Origin of the sequence: Arthrobacter sp. MPF02 (assembly GCF_046605375.1) — a bacterium.
In the GTDB taxonomy this organism is placed as follows: Bacteria; Actinomycetota; Actinomycetes; order Actinomycetales; family Micrococcaceae; genus Arthrobacter.
The window spans coordinates 2299545-2318203 of record NZ_CP176772.1; the positions used below are offsets into that span (position 1 = coordinate 2299545).

Consider the following 18659-nt stretch of genomic DNA (forward strand, 5'->3'; position numbering starts at 1 on the left):
CCGCGCCGCCGCGCCCGAATCAGCCCCTCTTGCCTTCAAAGAACTCCTGCGCTTCGCTGACATCGGCTGCACTGGCGGAACGGCTGCGCGCCGGCGAAGAATCGCGTGCCGGAGTGTCCCGCGCGGTAGGCTCCGCTGCTTCTGAACGCTCCTCCCGGGCGTCGCCGTCGGACGCGCCTTCCGGCTCTTCCGCTTCCGGTCCCGCAGCACCGGCGGGCGCTGGGCCGGCGGGCGCGAAGAGGCGGAACAGCAACCCCGCCACGGCTGCACCCGCCAGCGGTGCGGCAACGAAGACCCACAGCTGCGCAACGGCCCAGCCGGAGCTGAATATGGCGGAGGCGGCTGCCCTGGCAGGGTTGAACGGCAGATTGCCCACCGCGTGTCCCAGCTGAAGCAGGGCGGCGAAGGCAAGGCCCACGGCGATGGGCGCGGCCATCCCGGTGGACCGGCTGCGGGCGGCGGCTCCCAGGAACACTGCCACGATGATGGCCGCACCCAGGATCTCCAGCAGGAGCACGGCTGCCAGCGGCGCCTGGATGATTGAATGTTCGCCAAAGCCCGCCGTGACAGTGTCGAACGCGCTCCGGCTGTCGGCGATGCCGGGCAGGGTCCGCAGCACAGCGAACAGCGCGGACGCACCAACCACGGCGCCAACAACCTGGGCTGCCACGTAGGCGGCAGCCGCGCCGGGACGGATCCGCCCGGCCAGGAGGTGGCCCATGGTAATCGCAGGATTGAAGTGGCCGCCGGACACATGGCCAACCGCGAGCATCGCGGCGGTCACCGCCAGGCCGGCCGCAAGCGCAGCCGGCAAGGGGCTGGACTGCGGGATGCTGAACAGCGGCACACCGAGCCCGGCCACCGCAAGGAACAGGCTGCCGAACCCCTCGGCTGCCAGCCTGGGGAGCAGGCCGTGCCGGACAGATTCCGGACCGTCGGGCAGGTCGGAATGGCGGGAGTCAACGGGGGTGCTCATGGGAAACCTTCAGGTTGATGGCGTGCAGGTGCTGCCGACAGGCAACCAAAGCATTATTCCAGCAGATGCTGGAGGTTTGCTGGACAACGCCACCTGCGGGGCGGGCAGGTCCGGGGGGCGGAACGGTGCGGCGGCCACGGTAAATTTGCTGCATGAGCATCGAAACCGGTACAGCCGCGCCCACCCTGAAGTCACGCATCCACGGCTGCCTGCTCGGGGGCGCGCTGGGCGATTCCCTCGGCTATGCGGTGGAGTTTGACGGCATCGATGAGATCCGGCGCCGGTTCGGCCCAGCAGGCCTGACGGGATTTGCCCAGCTGTCCGGCAGCCACTTCTCGGATGATACGCAGATGACGCTCTACACCGTGGACGGACTGGTGGAAGCCCTGGAGTGGGCCAACTCCGGCGTTGGGGCCGACGTCAACGCGTGCCTGTGGCTCGCGTACCTGCGCTGGTTGGCGACGCAGGGCGAGGTTGCGGACGCTTCCGCACCGGTCCCCCAGCCGCGGTGGATCGACGGCAACAGTGTGCTCCACGAGCGCCGCAATCCGGGGAAGGCCTGCATCTCGGGCCTGGCCACGGGCGAGATGGGCACCGCCGCGCGTCCCGTCAACCCGCACTCCAAGGGATGCGGGACGGTGATGCGGTCTGCCCCATTCGGGCTGGTCCCGCATATTACTCCCGACGCCGTCTACAAGCTGAGCGCCGACGCCGCCTCCCTGACCCACGGCCACCCCTCCGCCCGGCAGTCCGCCGGTATCTTCAGCCTGCTGATCCACAGGCTGGTCTCCGGAGAAGGACTACGGGAGGCGGCCGCCGGCGTGACGGCCCATGCCGCCACCCTTACAGACGTTGCACCGGAACTTCCGGAACGGCTGCATGCAGCCCTCCGGCTGGCGGACAAGGGCCCGGTGCCGCCGGAGGAACTGGTGCAGGCACTCGGGGAAGGCCGGGTAGCAGAGGAAGCGCTCGCCGTCGCACTGTACGCGGTACTCGCCACCCTCCGGGATGGCGCCGCAACGGAAGGCCCCGCCGGGCATTTCCGGGCCGCCGTAGCGCTTGCTGTCAACCACAGCGGGGACAGCGACTCCACCGGCTCGGTTGCAGGCAACATCCTGGGGGCCTTTTACGGTGCGGACTGCCTGCCCGCTGACTGGCTGGAGGCGCTGGAAGCCCCTGACGTAATCCGTGCCATGGCGGACAGCATGGTGGCGGTGACAACCGGCGAAGGCTAGGCGGTTGCGGGTTCGGCGAATCCGCCCACCATCTGCAGGAATTCGCCTTCGGACAGCACCTCAATCATCTGGCCCCGCTCATGCAGTTCCAGCACCCGGCGCGCCTTGCCGGTCAGCCTGCCCGAGCGCAGGTCGGATGCCACAAACCCGTCGCCCACCACGAGGACCGTGGTCCGTCCGGTGACCCGGCTTTCGGTGCGCGCCCCCACCCCGGCGGAGCGCACCTTGGCCTCCGGACGTCCGATGGATAACTGGCCCGTGAAAACAACCGTCTGCCCGTACAGCGGGTGGCCCGGCTCGGCCTCGGGGTTGGGCTCCGGGTTGATGCCCTCCTCCGGCCACCCCGACTGGAAGGGACGGGCCAGCGCTGCGCCGTTGCTGATTGCCCCGATGGTCGAACCGGTGCCGACGGCGGCGAGGCTGGGCTTGGAGAGTCCGTCCACGGCGGGGTCGAACGCCTGCTGCCGCGCCATCACCAGGCCCAGCGAAAGATAGAGCTCGGCGAGGCTGTTCGCATTGTTCCGGCGGGCAATGTCGATCAGGATCCCGGCACACGCCCGGGCGTCCGCGGCGGCGTCGTGGTGTTTGTCCAGCGGCACGCCGGCCTCCTCCGCGGCGAACGGCAGGGAGTTCGACACCAGCGAATAGCACCGCCGGGACAACATCACGGTGCAGACATAGTCATAAGCCGGGCCGGGCAGGCCGGACACTTCCAGGGCGGAGCGGATCACGCCAAGGTCAAAGGCGGCGTTGTGCGCCGCCAGCACGTCGTCTCCAATGAAGGCCCCGATCTCGGCGAAGAGGTCACCGAAACGGGGCCTGCCCGCGACGTCTGCAGCGGTGATGCCGTGGATCCGGACGTTGTGGTAGTCGAAATGGTCGTGGTTGCGCGGCGGCCGCATCAACCAGGAGGCCTCCGCCACGATCCGTCCGCCCCGGACCTTCGTGAGGCCGACGGAGCAGGGTGAGCCCCGAAAACCGTTCGCCGTCTCGAAGTCGATCGCAGTAAAGTCCAAACCCACGGCCCCCACCTTACCGCCGGAAGCCCGGCAGACCCGTCAAGTACCCTTGAGTGGTGAACTTTCCTGTGATGAACGACCTCGCCGTGTCCCTGCTGGGCGGGGCAGGACCGGTCCAGCCGCAGCTGGCCTCCTTCCTGCCCGACTGGCTGAACCCCCAGGTCTTCCTGGCCGACCCCGCTTTGGCCCCGTGGGTGGTCCTGCTTGTCTGCGGCATCGTCTTCGCGGAAACCGGCCTTCTTGTGGGGTTCTTCCTGCCGGGTGACTCCATGCTGTTTACCGCCGGCCTGCTGGTGGCCACGGACACCATCAAGTTCAATGTGTGGCTGTTCGCCCTGCTGATTGTGATTTCGGCCATCATCGGAAACCAGACGGGCTACTTCATCGGCTCCAAGGCCGGGCCGGCAATCTTCAACAAGCCGGAGTCGCGGCTTTTCAAGCGTGAGAATGTGGAAAACGCCCACGCCTTTTTTGAGAAGCACGGCGGCAAGGCCCTGATCCTGGCCCGCTTCGTCCCGATCATCCGGACCTTCGTTCCGGTCATCGTGGGCGTGGCGCAGATGAGCCGGAAAAAGTTCTTCCTCTACAACGTCATCGGCGCGGTCCTCTGGGGCGGCGGCGTAACCCTGCTGGGCTACCTCCTCGGCGACCGTATCCCGTGGGTGCGTGACAACCTGGACATCATTTTCATCGTCATCGTCCTGGTTTCGGTCCTGCCGATCGGTATCGAGATCCTGCGCGGCATCTCGGCGAAGCGCCAGGCGGCCGCTTACGGGACGGACCCCGTGGACGAGTTCATCGAGGAACACGCTCCCGAGGACGAGCAGAAGACACCCCCCGTACCCTAGGCGGAAGCCGGCAACGGCAACATGCAGAAAAGGTGCGCTCCCGCTGCGGCGGGAGCGCACCTTTTGCCCTTAACGCTTCAGGAATCCTGCAGGGCCTCCACGATGGATGGCAGGAGTGCACGGAACGCCTTGCCCCGGTGGCTGATGGCGTTCTTCTCCTCGGACGACAGCTCTGCGCAGCTGCGCTCTTCCCCCGCCGGCTGCAGCACCGGATCGTAGCCGAAGCCGCCTGTGCCGCGCGGTTCCCGCAACAGGGTGCCCTCCAGTTGACCGTATTCCACCACTTCGCGTCCCGTACTGCCGTCAGCTGCGGGGACAGCCAGCGCCGCCGCGCAGACGAACGCCGCTCCGCGGTGGTGGTCCGGGACGTCCGAGAGCTGGTTCAACAGGAGCGCGAGGTTGGCCTGGTCATCACCGTGGCGGCCGGACCAGCGGGCGGAAAAGATGCCGGGAGCCCCGCCCATCACGTCGACGGCGAGTCCCGAGTCGTCCGCGATCGCCACCAGTCCTGTGGCCTCGGCAACGGCGCGCGCCTTCAGCAGGGAGTTCTCGGCGAACGTCACGCCGGTTTCGACGACGTCGGGGGCACCTGCCGCTGCTGCGTCCACCACCTGCGTGTCGACGTCGAGCCCGGGCACCTGTCCACGCAGGAGCTCGCGGAGCTCACGGAGTTTTCCCTTGTTGTGCGTGGCGAGGACAAGGCGGGGCCCGTCCGTGCTCACAGGGTGTCCGCCAGGGTCTCGCGCTGGATGGCCGCAAGCTGGGTGGTGCCCAGCAGGGCAAGGTCAAGGAGCGCGTCCAGTTCGGCACGGTCGAACGGTGCGCCCTCGGCGGTGCCCTGCACTTCGACGAACTTCCCGGAGCCGGTGACCACCACGTTCATGTCCGTTTCCGCCCGCACGTCCTCCACATAGGGCAGGTCCAGCATGGGAACTCCGTCGATGATTCCCACCGACACTGCCGCGATGGTGTCTATCAGCGGCTGCGCGTTCCTTGCAATGAGCTTGTTGTCCCGGGCAAAGCGGATGGAATCGGCAAGGGCCACGTAGGCGCCGGTGATGGCAGCGGTGCGGGTCCCGCCGTCCGCCTGCAGGACGTCGCAGTCCAGCACGATGGTGTTCTCGCCCAGCGCCTTGGTGTCGATGATTGAGCGCAGGGACCGGCCGATCAGGCGGGAGATTTCATGGGTGCGGCCGCCGATCTTGCCTTTGACGGATTCCCGGTCCGAACGGGTATTCGTGGCCCGGGGCAGCATGGCGTATTCGGCGGTAACCCAGCCGCGCCCCTCGCCCTTCAGCCACCGGGGAACGCCCTCGGTCAGCGAGGCGGTGCAGAGGACCCTGGTGTTGCCGAACTCGATCAGTGCCGAACCCTCGGCCTGGTTGGACCATCCCCGGGTGATGCTGATGGGCCGGAGCTGGTCCGGGGCACGGCCGTCGGCGCGCACGATTGGCACTGCAGTTGCTTCAGAAGTCATGCCTTTAGCTTATCCACTGCGGACGCGGCCGGCGGCTGCCGGCCCCGGTCTCCGGCCAGGCCGGGGCGGGCAGCCTCAGATGGTGTAATGCACTCCGGCGACCGCCACCGCCACGTCCCCGCCGAAGGCCGGGCGCGCTTCCGCCATGACCGTCGTCTGGGACGTCCAGACTGGGATGTGGGTGAGGAGCAGCCGCCGGGCACCTGCCGCCGCCGCCGCCTCCCCGGCGCGTTTGCCGGTCAGGTGCACATCCTTGATGTCGTTGTCCCGGCCTTCCTCGAACGCCGCCTCGCACAGGAACAGGTCGGCGTCCTTGGCAGCCTCTTCCAGGCCGGGGCAGGAATCGGTATCGCCGGAGTAGGTCAGGGTGCGCGAAAGCCGGTTCCCATCCTTGTCCGGTTCCACCACTTCCACGCGGAGGGCGTAGGCCTCCTCGATGGGATGGTTCACGGCGAAGGGCGTGACGGTGAAGGGACCCACCGTTACGGGTTCCCGCTCGGCCCAGTTGGTGAAGTCAAATTCCTCATGCATGCCGGGGTCGAGTTCCAGGCCGTAGGCAGTGGCCATCCGGTCTGCAGTGGCGGCAGGCCCCCAAACAGGGATCCGGCCGCGGCCCCAGCCGCCCGGCTTCCAGCGGATGGCGACGTGCAGGCCGCACAGGTCCATGCAGTGGTCCGGGTGCAGGTGCGTGAGGAATATCGCGTCGATGTCCTCAAGGTCCGTGTACCGCTGGATGGCGCCCAGCGCACCGCTGCCCAGGTCCATCACGACTTTCCAGGTCCGCTTCCCGTCGTTCGCGGTCAGGAGGTAGCACGACGCGGGCGATCCGGGGCCGGGGAACGAGCCGGTGCAGCCTACGATGGTCAGCTTCACAGGGCGGAACCTCCCGCCCGTCCGGCGGCGAGGCCGCTGTCCGGAAGCGCGCTACCCACGAAGTTGGAGATCCGGGGACGGCTGCGGGCGCTTTGCGCGGCGGCGATCATCTCCGGGGTGATGCGCGCCAGGCTGCCCGTGGGGTACTGCGCGGCCACATGGTCCACGTGCCGGACGGACAGGACCTCCGGGCCCAGGAACCTCCTGGCAAGCGCCTCGAACTGGGCGGCGTCGCCCGTTGCCACGAAGTGGTGTTCCGGCGGGGTGGCGGCAGTGCGCTGCAACTGGTGCATGGCCAGGGCGCGGTACACGTCCTTGGCCGTTTCCTCGGCGCTGGAAACGAGCGTGACGTCGGCTCCCATCACGTAGGAGATCACGCCTGTGAGCAGGGGATAGTGAGTGCAGCCGAGCACCACAGTGTCCACCTGGGCGGCCTTCAGCGGAGCCAGGTATTCCTCGGCGACGGCCAGCAGGGCGGGACCGGTCGTGATGCCCGCTTCCACGTAGCTGACGAACTCAGGGCAGGCAACCGACGTGATGGACAGGTCGGGCGCCGCGGCGAACGTGTCCTCGTAGGCGCGGGATCCGATGGTGGCGGAGGTGCCGATGACACCAACCCGCCCGGTGCGGGTGGCGGCCACGGCCCGGCGGACGGCAGGCTGGATCACTTCGATGACCGGAATGCCGTACTTGGCGGTGTACCGTTCGCGGGCGTCCCGCAGCACGGCGGCCGAAGCCGAGTTGCAGGCGATGGTCAGCAGCTTGACGCCGGAGTCCACCAGTTCGTCCATAACGCCCAGGGCGTTGGCGCGGACTTCCGCGATGGGCAGCGGCCCGTACGGGCCATGGGCGGTGTCCCCCACATAGAGGATGGCTTCATTGGGAAGCTGGTCGATGATGGAGCGGGCCACGGTGAGGCCCCCCACGCCGGAATCGAAAACGCCGATGGGGCGTGCTTCCAGGGCGGCGGCCTGAAGGTCGTCCGGTTCGGATACCTGTTCAGCTGCGGCTGCCGGATCCATGCTCGAGGCTGTTGTCATGATTATTCGAGGATAGGTGGTCGCCGATGCGTCAGCCATCATCTTGTGGCCTGTGACTCATGTCTAATTTGTCACAGGAACCGCAGGTAGGGCGGCGCACAGAGCTCAACGGCGCGTTTCCAGTGACTGCAGCATGGCCTGCACCAAGGACTCCTGCAGCCATGTGGCGAAGTTGTAGACCAAAGCAAGGTAGCTCTCCACGTCCTCCGCCTGGGACCAGTCCTGCATGAGGTGGACGTGCTCGGCGTCCTCCTCGTCCCGGATGTCCAGCCGCTCGGCGAGGACCAGGCGGACGTCGTTCAGCGCCATGGACCAGTGCTTCGCCCCTTCCGGCGTCAGCACAATCTCGTCCTTGTCCAGGTCGAGCGCGGCCGCGCGCAGCGCGCCGATCTTCGTTTCCCGCAGCGAGCGCTCGGTGAGCTGGCGGAACTCAAGTGACGCGGCGCCGTCGTCCTTGACAACGTTGGGCAGCAGCCGCCGGACCGCACGGTCCGTAGGCTCGGCGACGTCCATGTCCAGGCCGATGAGCGCGGCCAGGGGGTCCTGGCCGCTGCGCTCCTCGGGCTGGAGCATGGAGATGACGTCGTCGATCAGGCTGCGCAGGAGTTCCCGCTCGGCAGGTTCCAGGTACCCGGTAATGCCTTTGAATCCGTATTTGAACGCCTTAGCCACGTTTCCCCTTGCCCTGGCCCGGTCCGCCTGACTTTCCTGAATTGCCGCCGGGACCGCCGCTTGCTTTTTCCACCGTGGCCCAGAGGCCAAAGCCGTGCATCGCAACCGCATGGCGTTCCACCTGCTCCTTGCTGCCGTGGGCAACGATGGAACGGCCCTTCTTGTGGACCTCCATCATGAGCTTGTTCGCCTTGCTCTCGGAGTAGCCGAAATAGCTTTGGAACACGTAGCTGACGTAGCTCATCAGGTTGACGGGATCGTTCCAGATCACCAGGTTCCAGGGGATGTCCGGAGCGGTGAGGGAGTCGGTGGCCTCCTCCGTTCCGGTCCGGGTGCCCTCCTGTGTATCAGGGCCGAGCGCAACGCTTAAGGTCATCTGTCCATTCTATGGGGAGGATGGGCCCACACCGGCGAGGGTCCCGCGGCGAAGCGAAGCAAGACGTGGGAGCCGGTGGATGGGCCCACACCGGCGAGGGTCCCGCGGCGAAGCGAAGCAAGACGTGGGAGCCGGTGGATGGGCCCACACCGGCGAGGGTCCCGCGGCGAAGCGAAGCAAGACGTGGGAGCCGGTGGGGACTAGAGTGACTTTCGTGAGTACCACTGCCGGCTGGGAGCATCCCCGCACGTCCTTCTACACAGACCACTACGAGCTGACCATGCTGCAGGCGTCACTCCATTCGGGCGCGGCACACCGCAAGTCGGTCTTCGAGGCGTTCGCGAGGCGGCTCCCCGACGGCCGGCGGTACGGGATTGTTGCCGGGACAGGCCGGCTCCTGGAAGGCATAGCAAACTTCCGGTTCGGCGACGCGGAACTGGACTTCCTGCAACGGACCCGCGTGGTCAACGACCAGACGCTGGAATACCTTGCCAACTACCGCTTCTCCGGTGACATCTGGGGATACGCCGAGGGCGAGGCCTACTTCCCCAACTCCCCTATCCTGATTGTCGAGGGCACGTTCGCAGAGGCCTGCATGCTGGAGACGTACCTGCTGTCAGTGTTGAACCACGACAGCGCCATCGCCTCCGCAGCATCCCGGATGGTCAGCGCCGCGCACGGCCGGCCCTGCATTGAAATGGGCTCCCGCCGCACCCATGAAGAAGCCGCCGCGTCCGCAGCCCGCGCCGCCGTCATCGCCGGGTTTGACAGCACCTCCAACCTCGAAGCGGGGATCCGCTACGGCATCAAGACCGTCGGCACCGCTGCCCACTCCTTCACGCTGTTGCACGACACCGAGCAGGATGCCTTCGAGGCGCAGATCGCTGCGCTCGGCGAGGGCACGTCCCTCCTGGTGGATACGTACGACGTCGAAGCGGCCGTGCGGACGGCCGTGGACCTGGCGGGTCCCCGGCTGGGCGCCGTCCGGCTGGATTCGGGCGACCTCGTGGACCAGGCCCAGTGGGTGCGCAGGCTCCTGGATGACCTGGGCAACGAAAACACCAAGATCGTGGTCACCTCGGACCTGGACGAGTACGCCATTGCCGCCCTGCAGTCCGCGCCCGTGGACTCCTACGGCGTGGGCACCTCACTGGTGACGGGTTCCGGTGCGCCCACGGCGAGCATGGTCTACAAGCTGGTGAGCCGTACGGACGATGACGGGAACTTCGTGTCCGTGGCCAAGGCCGCCAAGAACAAGGCCAGTGTGGGCGGACGCAAATACGCGCTGCGGAAACTGGACGGGCACGGCATTGCCACAGCGGAAGTTGTTGGCGTGGGGCACCGGCCGGAGGACGACGGCAACGACCGGCCGCTACTGCACCAGTTCATGAAGAACGGTGAGCTGATGCCGGGGTGGACGGGGCACGAAGGCGTGCTCCGGGCCCGCCAGCGCCACGCGGACTCGATGGCCGAACTGCCGCCGGTGGTCAATCGCCTCCAGCGCGGTGAGGCCGCCATTCCCACCATCTACGAGGAGTACTGATGTCGCGTGCCCTGATCATCGTCGATGTCCAGAACGATTTTTGCGAGGGCGGTTCCCTTGCCGTAAAAGGCGGCGCGCACGTTGCCGGCGCCATCAGCGATTACGTGGATGCCCACCACAACGAATTCGACCACGTCGTGGCCACGCAGGACTGGCATATTGATCCGGGCGACCACTTCTCGGACACCCCGGATTTCAAGGACAGCTGGCCGCCGCACTGCGTGGCCGGCAGCCGCGGCGCCGAACTGCATCCGGACCTGGATACCGAGTACATCCAGGCGTACTTCCAGAAGGGGCAGTACGCCGCCGCCTACTCCGGCTTTGAAGGGCTCCTGGCTCCGGAGGACGCCGTTCCCACCGGCGAGCGGCAGCCCGGCGACGCCGGCCGCTTCGCGCCGGACGAGGACGCCATTGGCCTGGATGACTGGCTGCAGAGCCACGACGTCGAGGATGTTGTGGTGGTGGGAATCGCCACGGACTACTGCGTGATGGCCACATCCCTGGATGCGGTGCAGGCAGGCTACTCGGTCACGGTGATCAGGTCCCTGACGGCCGGCATTGCCGAAGACCTGGAAGAGGCAGTAGCCGAAATGGAACTCGGCGGAGTTGACGTAGCCTAGGCAGTATTCCGCGCAGTGGCCGGGCCTGGATCACCGGGGCCCGGCCATCCGCGTTAGATCAGCCGCTAGGTGCGGCCGATGAACCAGTCCTGCAGCTTCCGCAGCCGCGCCTGCAGCTGTTCCTCGTTTGCCTGCGCCACGGCGGGGCCGCCGCACACCGACCGCAGCTTGGTGTGCACCACGCCGTGGGGAGTCCCGGTCCGCGCGGCCCAGGCAGCAACGTTCTTGGCCAGCTCGTTCCGCAGGTCCATCAGCATCCGGTGATCCGGAACGGCCGGGGCGGAACTCCCGGCGGCAGCCGGGGCCTTGCGGTTCTTCCGGCTCAGCTGCTCGTGCTGGCGCTGGCGCAGCAGGGTGCCCACCTGCTCCGCATCCAGCAGCCCGGGGATGCCCAGGAAGTCCATCTCGTCGTCGGATCCCACCTCGCCGCCGGTGCCGAACTCGCCGCCGTCAAACAGCACGCGGTCAAACGAAGCCTGCGAATCGAGCGCCTCGAACTTGCCCTTGGTAAGGCTGTCGGAGGCCTTGTCCTCGCGGTTGGCCTCCGCCATCAGCGAGTCCTCTGGGTTGAAGAGTCCGTCGCCGTCTTCCTTCTCCGGCCGGTCCAGGGCGTGGTCGCGTTCGGCCTCCATGGAGTTGGCGAGCGCCATCAGCTGCGGCACGGAGGGCAGGAAGACCGATGCGGTCTCACCCCTCTTGCGGGCACGCACAAAACGGCCCACGGCCTGGGCGAAGAACAGCGGGGTGGACGTGGACGTGGCATACACGCCGACCGAAAGCCGCGGAACGTCAACGCCTTCGGACACCATGCGAACGGCAACCATCCAGCGCGAGTCCCCGGCCGAAAACTCCTCGATCTTGCTCGAGGCTTTGGCGTCATCGGAGAGGATGACGGTGGGTGATTGGCCGGTGATCTTCTTGAGCTGCCCGGCGTATGCCCGGGCGTCCTCATGATCGGTGGCGATGACCAGGCCACCGGCGTCGGGCACCGTGCGGCGCACTTCGCTGAGCCGCTTGTCCGCCCCGGCCAGGACAGCGGGTATCCACTCGCCGGCGGGATTGAGCGCGGTCCGCCAGGCGTGCGACGTGATGTCCTTGGTGACCGCGGCCTCGCCCAGGGACGCCGCCATCTCCTCCCCCGCGCTGGTCCGCCAGCGCATCTGTCCCGAATAGGCCATGAACATCACCGGCCGGACCACGTGGTCCCGCAGGGCGTTCCCGTAGCCGTAGGTGTAATCGGCTTTTGAGCGCCGGATGCCGTCCCGGTCCTCCACGTACTCCACGAACGGGATGGGCGAGGTATCGGAACGGAAAGGCGTCCCGGTCAGGGCCAGCCGCCGGACTGCAGGGTCAAACGCCTCCCGCAGGCCATCACCCCAGGACAGCGCCTCCCCGCCGTGGTGGATCTCGTCGAGGATCACCAGCGTGCGGGCAGCCTCCGTTTTGGCCCGGTGCAGCAGCGGCTTGCTGGCCACCTGTGCGTAGGTGACAGCCACGCCGATGAACCCGCGGCCGTGCTGGCCGTCAGAGTTCTTGAAGTTGGGGTTGATGGCGATGCCAACCCGGGCCGCCGCGTCCGCCCACTGCCGTTTCAGGTGGTCCGTGGGCGCCACAATGGTCACCCGGTTGACGGCACCCGAATCTATGAGGGTGGAGGCGATCCGGAGCGCGAATGTCGTCTTGCCGGCACCCGGGGTTGCTACCGCGAGGAAGTCCCGCGGGCTGTTGCGCATGTAAAGGTCAAGGGCTTCCTGCTGCCAGGCACGGAGTTTCGGGGCGGTTCCCCAGGCTGCACGTTCCGGGTAGGCCGGAGGCAGGGTGGGGCCGCCAAAAAGCGTCTCCGTCACTACTTGTTGTTGCCCGGGTTTCCTCCGGAGCCCTTGCCGCCGTCGCCACCCGGACGGAGGCCCTCATAGACTTCCTTGCAGGTGGGGCACACGGGGAACTTCTTCGGGTCCCGGCCGGGCGTCCAGACCTTGCCGCACAGCGCAATGACGGGCTCGCCGGTCATCGCAGACTCCATGATCTTTTCCTTGCGCACGTAGTGTGCAAAGCGCTCCCGGTCGCCCGGTTCCAGCTCCTCGCGCAGTTCTTCGCGCTCAATGGTGGCTGTGGACGTTCCAGCCCCGGAAAGCTCGCGCATCGGGTCGTTTTCGAGAGGGTCCGTCATGCTAGTCATGCCCACCATCTTAGCCGTTCCGCCGGCGGGACGTCCGACGGCGGCGCGTGCGTGCCGCTGCCCGTCGCCGCCCGCCGGCTGGCATTTTTTCGGCAGCGCTTCCGCTGTTGCCGGCGCTAGATGCCCTGCCATGCGGGTTTGTTGTCGTAGGTGTGGCGGTAGAAATCCGCGAGCTTCAGGGCAGACGCCGCCGCCTCGTCCAGCAGGACCGTGGCGTGCGGGTGGAACTGCAGGATGGACGCTGGGCAGATCGCCGCGACGGGGCCTTCCACGAACTCGCGTACCGCCTGCGCCTTCTGCGCCCCGGTCGCGAGCAGGATCACATGCCGGGCTTCCATGATGGTGCCCAGTCCCTGGGTGATGACGTGGTGCGGGACCTCGACCAGGCTGCTGAAGAAGCGGGCATTGTCCCGCCGGGTCTGTTCGATCAGGCTTTTGATGCGGGTGCGCGAGGCGAAGGAGGACCCGGGTTCATTGAAGGCGATGTGCCCGGCGGTGCCCACCCCCAGGAGTTGCAGGTCGATTCCGCCGGCCGCTGCAATGGCGTCCTCGTAGGTTTGGCACGCCGCGGGGATATCCCGGGCGGCGCCGTCGGGACCATGGACATTGCCGGGTGCGATGTTCACCCTGTCCGTAAATTCCCGCCTGATGACTTCACGGTAGGACTCCGGGTGCCCCGCGGGCAGGCCCACGTACTCGTCGAGGGTGAAAGCGGAAGCCCTGCTGAAGTCCAGGCCGCCGGTGTGGCGGTCCGCCAGTTCGTTGTAGACAGGCAACGGTGAGGATCCCGTGGCAAGGCCCAGCACCGCGTCCGGTTTCCGCCGGAGCAGGTCCTCGACGGCGTCCGCTGCCAGCTTTCCGATCTGCCTGCTGCCGCCGAGGATAACCACTTCCATGCTGTTCCTTCCTGCCGTACGCCGGTCAGCGGTTGACGGCCACCTGGGCCAGCAGTTCCGGACCGCGTGCATCAAGCCATTTCCCGCCCAGCCTAACGCCGGCCACAAACAGCACAAGCCCCAGCACCGGTCCCGCCGCGAGGTTGATCCAACCAAAGAGGCTGTCCCCCGTCACCAGCTGGGCGATGACCAATGCGGCCTCGGGCAGGACCAGCACCAGCAGGACCAGCATCCCGCCGAACTGCACCGCGAGGGTCTGTCCCACATTGCCCGGCGGCTTCTTGAAGGGACTGTCGCCGGGCAGCGGCACCGCCACCGTGTACCGGGCGGAGACCACGGAGGCGAGACCCAGGCCGGTGAAGAGGATTCCCAGGCTCAGGCCGAGCTGGCCCGGCAGCCCGGTCCAGTCTTCGGTGAACGCAGAGTAGCCCACGGCGAACACCACCACCACGGGGAGTGCGAACGCCAGGCAGGCCAGGGCGCGGCCCAACCGGTCCGCCACGCCGCTGACACCCGTTGCAAGATGGAGGGCAAAAGCCGTGTTGTCGTAGGAGACATCCGCCGAGATGGACCAGGCGATGATGAAAGCGGAGACCGGCGCCAGGAAGGCGAGGCTGAAGTAGTCGCCCGTCTGGGCGCCCTGGAAAACCAGCACAACGGGCAGCAGCGGGATAACCACAAGCGATCCCGAATAACGCGGGTCACGGAACCAGTAGGTGAGGGACCTGGCCATGACGGCACCTGCCGGCACCACCGGAAGCAACCCCAGCAGGCCCAGCCGGCTGCCCTTCCGCTTGCTGCTGCCGGCATACGGCGGAGTGACGAGGGCCCGTTGCAGCAGGAGCTTCCACAACCATGCCAGGACGGCAATGGTGGCACAGGACATCAGGAGCTTGAGGCCGGCAGGACCAGGCTCCCCTGCATGAAGGTCACCGGCCAGGGCCCACGGAGCGCCAAGCGGCGTCCAGGACAGGGCCCGGGCGAAATCCGGCAGGAAGGCCGTGGAGTCCGAAATCCCCTGGCCCACACCGGCGATGATCGGCCCAAGGAGGACCAGCGGGACCATGAAGGCAACGGCACTGATGTCCTTGAAGCGGCGGGAGGATGCCAGGCTTGCGGTGGCCGTGGTGACTACTTTGGCAGCCACCACACAGGTCAGGACGCCCAGCACAGCCCCAGCCAGGGCACCCAGCACCGGCAGCACGCCGCGGGACCAGGTGACCACTGTGGACAGGGCCACCAGTGTTGTGGCGAGGCCCGGAACGCCGATCAGTCCACCCAGGGCCAACCCCGCCAGCATTTGATTCATGGGAATGGCGAACGTGGTGAAGCGGGCCGGGTCCAGGGTCATGTCCGTGGCTGACGCCACCACCGGAACCACTGCCCAACCCAGGACTGCGGCGGAACCGCCCAGGACCACCGCAGTCTGGGCAAGTGCGGGGTCGGCGGTGCGCAGCAGGACCAGCGCCACTATCAGGGTGCCCACGAGCCCCAGCGCGTAGAGTCCCGCGATCGCAAGCCCCACCAACTGCCACGGGCTGCGGCGGAGGCCGTTGCGGAGCAGGGTCAGTTTCAGCCTTAGAAGGTGCGCAACCATTCCAGCCCTTCCGTACGGCTGCGGCCGCCCACGAGCTGGACAAAGCGGTCCTCGAGCGACGCGCCGGCCCGGACCTCGTCAACGGTTCCGGCAGCGAGCAGGCGGCCGCCGGCCACCACGGCCACGTGGTCGCACATGCGCTGGACCAGGTCCATCACGTGGCTGGAGACGATCACTGTGCCGCCGGACGCCACATAGCTGTCAAGGATGGAACGGATATTCGCCGCCGATACCGGGTCCACCGCCTCAAAGGGCTCATCCAGAACGAGGAGCCGGGGCGCGTGGATCAGGGCAGTGGCAAGTGCGATCTTCTTGGTCATGCCCGCGGAGTAGTCCACCACCAGTGTCCCGGCGTCCCGTGCCAGGTCCATGGCCTCCAGCAGCTCGCCCACCCGGGATGCCACCACGCCCCTGTCCATGCCGCGCAGCAGGCCGGCGTACGTGATGAGCTGCTCTCCGGTAAGCCGGTCGAAAAGCTTAACGCCGTCGGGGAGGATGCCCATCAGTTTCTTGGCAGCCAGCGGTTCCGCCCAGACGTCGACGCCGTGGACCACGGCCGTCCCGAAGTCCGGGCGCAGGAGTCCGGTTGCCATGGACAACGTGGTGGTCTTGCCCGCGCCGTTGGGCCCGACGATCCCGAAGAAGGAGCCGGGAGGGACATCCAGGCTGATGCCGTCCACCGCGATCTTCTCGCCGAAGCGCTTGGCAAGACCGCGGATGGACAAGGCAGGAATGGTTCCGGTGGCGGGTGCACCGGGTGCCGGCACATGCAGTGCCGGGCCGGCCGGATCGGGTTGCGGGGCAGTCATGAAGCCAGACTAGTCCCAGCCGCCCGCCTCCGGGGTCCTCCCGAAGGAGTAGCAAGAAGGGCGTACGCGGGCACGCTTCCCCACACTGCGGCCCCGGGCGCCTAGCGCGTCTTCCGGATACGGATGGGCCCTTTGGCGGATTCCGGATCCACCACGGAACCGCGCTGGGTTATTTCCACCTCGCCGGCATTGACCAGTCTGCGGGCTGCCTGCCGCACCGGCTCCATGAGGTGGCGCCAGTGCTCCCCGCCCAGGGCACGGGCGGCGTCGGACGGGCAGATCGTGGCGGAGACTGCCCTTGCAGCCAGCAGCTCCATGATCTTTGCTTCCAGCTCCTGCCCGGTGGGGTCGCTTCGCCCGGTGCCGTGGCTGCCGGTGCCGTCGTCCATGAAGGCCACCCGGTCAGAAGGCCCGCCGGGGCAGGGCGCGCTCATACTGCGGGACCCAGCCGATGTCATGGCCGAGCTCGAAAGCCGCCCGGAGCCACCAGTGCGGATCGCGGAGCGCAGCCCTGGCAATCAGGACGGCGTCGGCCTGGCCGGTGGCCACGGCATGCTCCGCCTGCCCTGCAGAAGTCAGGAGACCCACCGTTCCGGTGGGAATGCCCGCCTCCTTCCGGATGGCAGCGGAGAATCCCGTCTGGTAGCCGGGCCCGGGGGTAATCCGCTGGTGCGCCACTGCTCCCCCGCTGGACACATCGATCAGGTCCACGCCGCGCGCGGCAGCCTCCCGGGCAAGCCGGATGGAAGCGTCCAGGTCGACGCCGCCCTCCGCCCAGTCCGTAGCGGAGATCCTCAGCAGCAGCGGCATGGAATCCGGGATCACGGCCCGGACGGCGTCCACCACAGCCAGCATCAGGCGGTTGCGTCCGGCTTCGTCCCCGCCCCATTCGTCGTCGCGCAGGTTGGTCAGCGGGCTTTGGAACTGGTGCAGGAGGTAGCCGTGCGCACCGTGGATCTCCACGGTGTCGAAGCCTGCGTGTACTGCGCGCACTGCCGCGGCGGCAAAGTCCGCCACCACTTCGCGGATCTGTTCTGTTGTCATCGCGTCCGGGGCGGCAAACCCGTCAAAGGCCAGCGCGGACGGGCCTAGCGTGTTCCAGCCGCCGTCGGCCGCGGGGACGGTTCCGTGATTGCCGGAGAACGGCCACCAGGTTGAAGCCTTCCTGCCGGCGTGCGCCAGCTGTGCGCCTATTTTCGCCCCCGCCGCGCCGTGCCGGTGCACAAAGGAGGTGATCCGCTCCCAGGCCTCCGCCTGCGCTTCGTTGTAGAGGCCGGTGTCCCGGGGGCTGATGCGGCCCTCGGCGTTCACCGCTGCCGCCTCTGCCAGCAGAAGCGCGGCGCCGCCGGCGGCGAAGGAGCCCAGGTGCATCAGGTGCCAGTCGTGCGGAACCCCCGGTGCGGCGTCGGGGTCGCAGCTGTACTGGCACATCGGCGACAGCCAGCCCCGGTGCTGAAGCTCCAGCGAGCGCAGCTTCAGCGGTTTGAACAGTGCAGGCACTAGAAGAGGACCCGCGCCAGCGCCTGACGTGCCTTGGAAACCCGTTCGTCGGAGGCGCCCACCACGTCGAAGAGCTCCAGCAGCCGCACACGGGCGGTCTCGCGTTCCGGGCCGAAGTTCCTGCCGATAAAAGCCACCAGGCGGTTCAGCCCGTCCTCGACGTGTCCGCCCGCGATGTCGAGGTCGGCAACGCCCAGCTGGGCTTCCAGGTTGTCCGGTTCGTTGGCGGCCAGGGTGCGGACGGTCTCGCTGTCCTGTGCGGACAGCGGCTGCAGCCTGGCCATAAGCTCCACCTGCGCCAGTCCCGCCTTGGCATCGTGGTCGGAGGGCATTTCCTTGAGCGCCTGCCGGTAGGCCTCGGCGGCAGCCTCGTAGTCACCGGCCTCGATGGCGTCGAAGGCGGCCTGGTGCAGGGGCGGAAGCGGTGCGGGCTCCGGCTCGTCGCCGGTTCCGGAACCGGCGTTCAGGCTGCCGGTGACACCGTTGGCGGCAGCTACCTTCAGCAACTCGTCGAAGAGGGCCCGTACCTGCTGTTCCTCCGCACTGCCCTGGAAGAGCGGCACGGGCTGTCCCTTGAGGACGGCGACGGCTGTGGGGACCGCTTGAACCTGGAAGGCCTGGGCCAGCTGGGGGAAAGCTTCGATGTCGGCAGCGCCGAGGACCAGCCTGCCTCCGTAGTTGGCGATCACGCGCTCCAGGGTTTCAAGCATCCGGCCGGACTCCGGAGAGTACGGAGCCCATAGGGCGAAGACGACCGGCACCTGCGCGGACAGCTCCACGAGCTGCTGGAAGTTTGCCTCGCTGACGTTGACCTTGAGCTCGGGTCCCCCCGTCCCGGCGGGTGCCCCTTCCTGCCCGCTGTTGCCGGCCGGCGCCCCTGTTCCGGAAGGTGCCGGCCGCTGCTTCAGGGTGGACAGGTCGACGGCGCCGCGCAGGTTAAGCAGGCTGGCAGCGGCTGGAGGGGCTGGGCGGGAAGCAGGCGAAGTCATGCTTTCCACT

The 18659-nt window shown here is 67.7% G+C and carries 20 protein-coding genes; 4 read left to right on the plus strand and 16 right to left on the minus strand.

Annotated features, from left to right (window positions below; genetic code table 11):
• Positions 1-19: 19 nt before the first annotated feature.
• Positions 20-976 carry an aquaporin gene (locus ACLH0K_RS10820; RefSeq protein WP_411373609.1) on the minus strand — a complete coding sequence of 319 codons (957 nt, stop codon included), beginning with the start codon at positions 974-976 and terminating at the stop codon, positions 20-22.
• 152 nt (positions 977-1128) lie between these two features.
• On the opposite strand from ACLH0K_RS10820, the gene ACLH0K_RS10825 reads away from it, so the two are divergent.
• Positions 1129-2211: an ADP-ribosylglycohydrolase family protein gene (locus tag ACLH0K_RS10825; protein ID WP_411373610.1), complete on the plus strand. Its 1083-nt coding sequence runs from the start codon at positions 1129-1131 to the stop codon at positions 2209-2211.
• On the opposite strand, the gene ACLH0K_RS10830 is transcribed toward ACLH0K_RS10825, so the two are convergent.
• A complete protein-coding gene (locus tag ACLH0K_RS10830; RefSeq protein ID WP_411373611.1) occupies positions 2208-3233 on the minus strand; it encodes an exonuclease domain-containing protein in 1026 nt (341 codons plus the stop codon). The two genes, ACLH0K_RS10825 and ACLH0K_RS10830, sit on opposite strands and share 4 nt — an antisense overlap.
• A 68-nt stretch (positions 3234-3301) precedes the next feature.
• Between ACLH0K_RS10830 and ACLH0K_RS10835 the strand changes: the two genes are divergently transcribed.
• Positions 3302-4078, plus strand: a complete 777-nt coding sequence (locus ACLH0K_RS10835) for a DedA family protein (protein WP_411376466.1) — start codon at positions 3302-3304, stop codon at positions 4076-4078.
• A gap of 77 nt (positions 4079-4155) precedes the next feature.
• Here the strand turns inward: ACLH0K_RS10835 and rdgB are convergent, their stop codons facing one another.
• The 6 genes from rdgB to clpS form a co-directional block, all read right to left on the minus strand.
• Positions 4156-4800, minus strand: coding sequence for an RdgB/HAM1 family non-canonical purine NTP pyrophosphatase (gene rdgB / locus ACLH0K_RS10840; RefSeq protein ID WP_411373612.1), 645 nt, complete (start codon positions 4798-4800; stop codon positions 4156-4158).
• Positions 4797-5555: a ribonuclease PH gene (rph, locus tag ACLH0K_RS10845; RefSeq protein WP_411373613.1), complete on the minus strand. Its 759-nt coding sequence runs from the start codon at positions 5553-5555 to the stop codon at positions 4797-4799. The genes rdgB and rph overlap by 4 nt, the downstream gene beginning before the upstream one ends.
• A gap of 75 nt (positions 5556-5630) precedes the next feature.
• Entirely contained in the window at positions 5631-6428 is a 798-nt protein-coding gene (locus ACLH0K_RS10850; RefSeq protein WP_411373614.1) for an MBL fold metallo-hydrolase, read from the minus strand.
• The gene (murI, locus tag ACLH0K_RS10855; RefSeq protein WP_411373615.1) at positions 6425-7468 is read right to left on the minus strand and encodes a glutamate racemase; all 1044 of its coding nucleotides are present in this window, start codon (positions 7466-7468) and stop codon (positions 6425-6427) included. Before murI ends, ACLH0K_RS10850 begins: the two co-directional genes overlap by 4 nt.
• A gap of 105 nt (positions 7469-7573) precedes the next feature.
• Positions 7574-8140 carry a DUF2017 domain-containing protein gene (locus ACLH0K_RS10860; protein ID WP_411373616.1) on the minus strand — a complete coding sequence of 189 codons (567 nt, stop codon included), beginning with the start codon at positions 8138-8140 and terminating at the stop codon, positions 7574-7576.
• On the minus strand, positions 8133-8516 hold the full coding sequence (gene clpS, locus ACLH0K_RS10865) for an ATP-dependent Clp protease adapter ClpS (protein WP_138138479.1): 384 nt from the start codon (positions 8514-8516) through the stop codon (positions 8133-8135). The genes ACLH0K_RS10860 and clpS overlap by 8 nt, the downstream gene beginning before the upstream one ends.
• Positions 8517-8730: 214 nt before the next feature.
• On the opposite strand from clpS, the gene ACLH0K_RS10870 reads away from it, so the two are divergent.
• Together ACLH0K_RS10870 and ACLH0K_RS10875 are read left to right on the plus strand one after the other, a co-directional pair.
• Complete coding sequence (locus tag ACLH0K_RS10870) at positions 8731-10059, plus strand: nicotinate phosphoribosyltransferase (protein ID WP_411373617.1); 1329 nt, start codon at positions 8731-8733, stop codon at positions 10057-10059.
• Positions 10059-10679 carry an isochorismatase family protein gene (locus ACLH0K_RS10875; protein ID WP_411373618.1) on the plus strand — a complete coding sequence of 207 codons (621 nt, stop codon included), beginning with the start codon at positions 10059-10061 and terminating at the stop codon, positions 10677-10679. Before ACLH0K_RS10870 ends, ACLH0K_RS10875 begins: the two co-directional genes overlap by 1 nt.
• Positions 10680-10744: 65 nt before the next feature.
• Here the strand turns inward: ACLH0K_RS10875 and ACLH0K_RS10880 are convergent, their stop codons facing one another.
• The 8 genes from ACLH0K_RS10880 to ACLH0K_RS10915 all read right to left on the minus strand — a co-directional run bounded on the left by ACLH0K_RS10880 (position 10745) and on the right by ACLH0K_RS10915 (position 18649).
• Complete coding sequence (locus ACLH0K_RS10880) at positions 10745-12526, minus strand: DEAD/DEAH box helicase (protein WP_411373619.1); 1782 nt, start codon at positions 12524-12526, stop codon at positions 10745-10747.
• A complete protein-coding gene (locus ACLH0K_RS10885) occupies positions 12526-12867 on the minus strand; it encodes a DUF3039 domain-containing protein (protein WP_411376467.1) in 342 nt (113 codons plus the stop codon). The genes ACLH0K_RS10880 and ACLH0K_RS10885 overlap by 1 nt, the downstream gene beginning before the upstream one ends.
• A gap of 107 nt (positions 12868-12974) precedes the next feature.
• Positions 12975-13754 carry a glucosamine-6-phosphate deaminase gene (gene nagB, locus ACLH0K_RS10890; protein ID WP_411373620.1) on the minus strand — a complete coding sequence of 260 codons (780 nt, stop codon included), beginning with the start codon at positions 13752-13754 and terminating at the stop codon, positions 12975-12977.
• 25 nt (positions 13755-13779) lie between these two features.
• Positions 13780-15351, minus strand: coding sequence for a transporter (locus ACLH0K_RS10895; protein ID WP_411373621.1), 1572 nt, complete (start codon positions 15349-15351; stop codon positions 13780-13782).
• Positions 15333-16160, minus strand: coding sequence for an ABC transporter ATP-binding protein (locus ACLH0K_RS10900; RefSeq protein ID WP_411373622.1), 828 nt, complete (start codon positions 16158-16160; stop codon positions 15333-15335). The genes ACLH0K_RS10895 and ACLH0K_RS10900 overlap by 19 nt, the downstream gene beginning before the upstream one ends.
• 101 nt (positions 16161-16261) lie before the next feature.
• A complete protein-coding gene (locus ACLH0K_RS10905) occupies positions 16262-16594 on the minus strand; it encodes a DUF3253 domain-containing protein (protein WP_411373623.1) in 333 nt (110 codons plus the stop codon).
• Complete coding sequence (locus ACLH0K_RS10910; RefSeq protein WP_411373624.1) at positions 16563-17660, minus strand: NADH:flavin oxidoreductase/NADH oxidase; 1098 nt, start codon at positions 17658-17660, stop codon at positions 16563-16565. Before ACLH0K_RS10910 ends, ACLH0K_RS10905 begins: the two co-directional genes overlap by 32 nt.
• A complete protein-coding gene (locus ACLH0K_RS10915) occupies positions 17660-18649 on the minus strand; it encodes a co-chaperone YbbN (RefSeq protein ID WP_411373625.1) in 990 nt (329 codons plus the stop codon). Before ACLH0K_RS10915 ends, ACLH0K_RS10910 begins: the two co-directional genes overlap by 1 nt.
• Positions 18650-18659 lie beyond the last annotated feature (10 nt).

Coding starts and splice junctions, on each gene's coding strand:
- nagB (WP_411373620.1), bottom strand. CDS start 13,754: ATGGAAGTGGTTATCCTCGGCGGCAGCAGGCAGATCGGAAAGCTGGCA.
- ACLH0K_RS10885 (WP_411376467.1), bottom strand. CDS start 12,867: ATGGTGGGCATGACTAGCATGACGGACCCTCTCGAAAACGACCCGATG.
- ACLH0K_RS10835 (WP_411376466.1), top strand. CDS start 3,302: ATGAACGACCTCGCCGTGTCCCTGCTGGGCGGGGCAGGACCGGTCCAG.
- clpS (WP_138138479.1), bottom strand. CDS start 8,516: ATGACCTTAAGCGTTGCGCTCGGCCCTGATACACAGGAGGGCACCCGG.
- ACLH0K_RS10875 (WP_411373618.1), top strand. CDS start 10,059: ATGTCGCGTGCCCTGATCATCGTCGATGTCCAGAACGATTTTTGCGAG.
- murI (WP_411373615.1), bottom strand. CDS start 7,468: ATGACAACAGCCTCGAGCATGGATCCGGCAGCCGCAGCTGAACAGGTA.
- ACLH0K_RS10825 (WP_411373610.1), top strand. CDS start 1,129: ATGAGCATCGAAACCGGTACAGCCGCGCCCACCCTGAAGTCACGCATC.
- ACLH0K_RS10915 (WP_411373625.1), bottom strand. CDS start 18,649: ATGACTTCGCCTGCTTCCCGCCCAGCCCCTCCAGCCGCTGCCAGCCTG.
- ACLH0K_RS10905 (WP_411373623.1), bottom strand. CDS start 16,594: ATGAGCGCGCCCTGCCCCGGCGGGCCTTCTGACCGGGTGGCCTTCATG.
- rph (WP_411373613.1), bottom strand. CDS start 5,555: ATGACTTCTGAAGCAACTGCAGTGCCAATCGTGCGCGCCGACGGCCGT.
- ACLH0K_RS10895 (WP_411373621.1), bottom strand. CDS start 15,351: ATGGTTGCGCACCTTCTAAGGCTGAAACTGACCCTGCTCCGCAACGGC.
- ACLH0K_RS10820 (WP_411373609.1), bottom strand. CDS start 976: ATGAGCACCCCCGTTGACTCCCGCCATTCCGACCTGCCCGACGGTCCG.
- ACLH0K_RS10900 (WP_411373622.1), bottom strand. CDS start 16,160: ATGACTGCCCCGCAACCCGATCCGGCCGGCCCGGCACTGCATGTGCCG.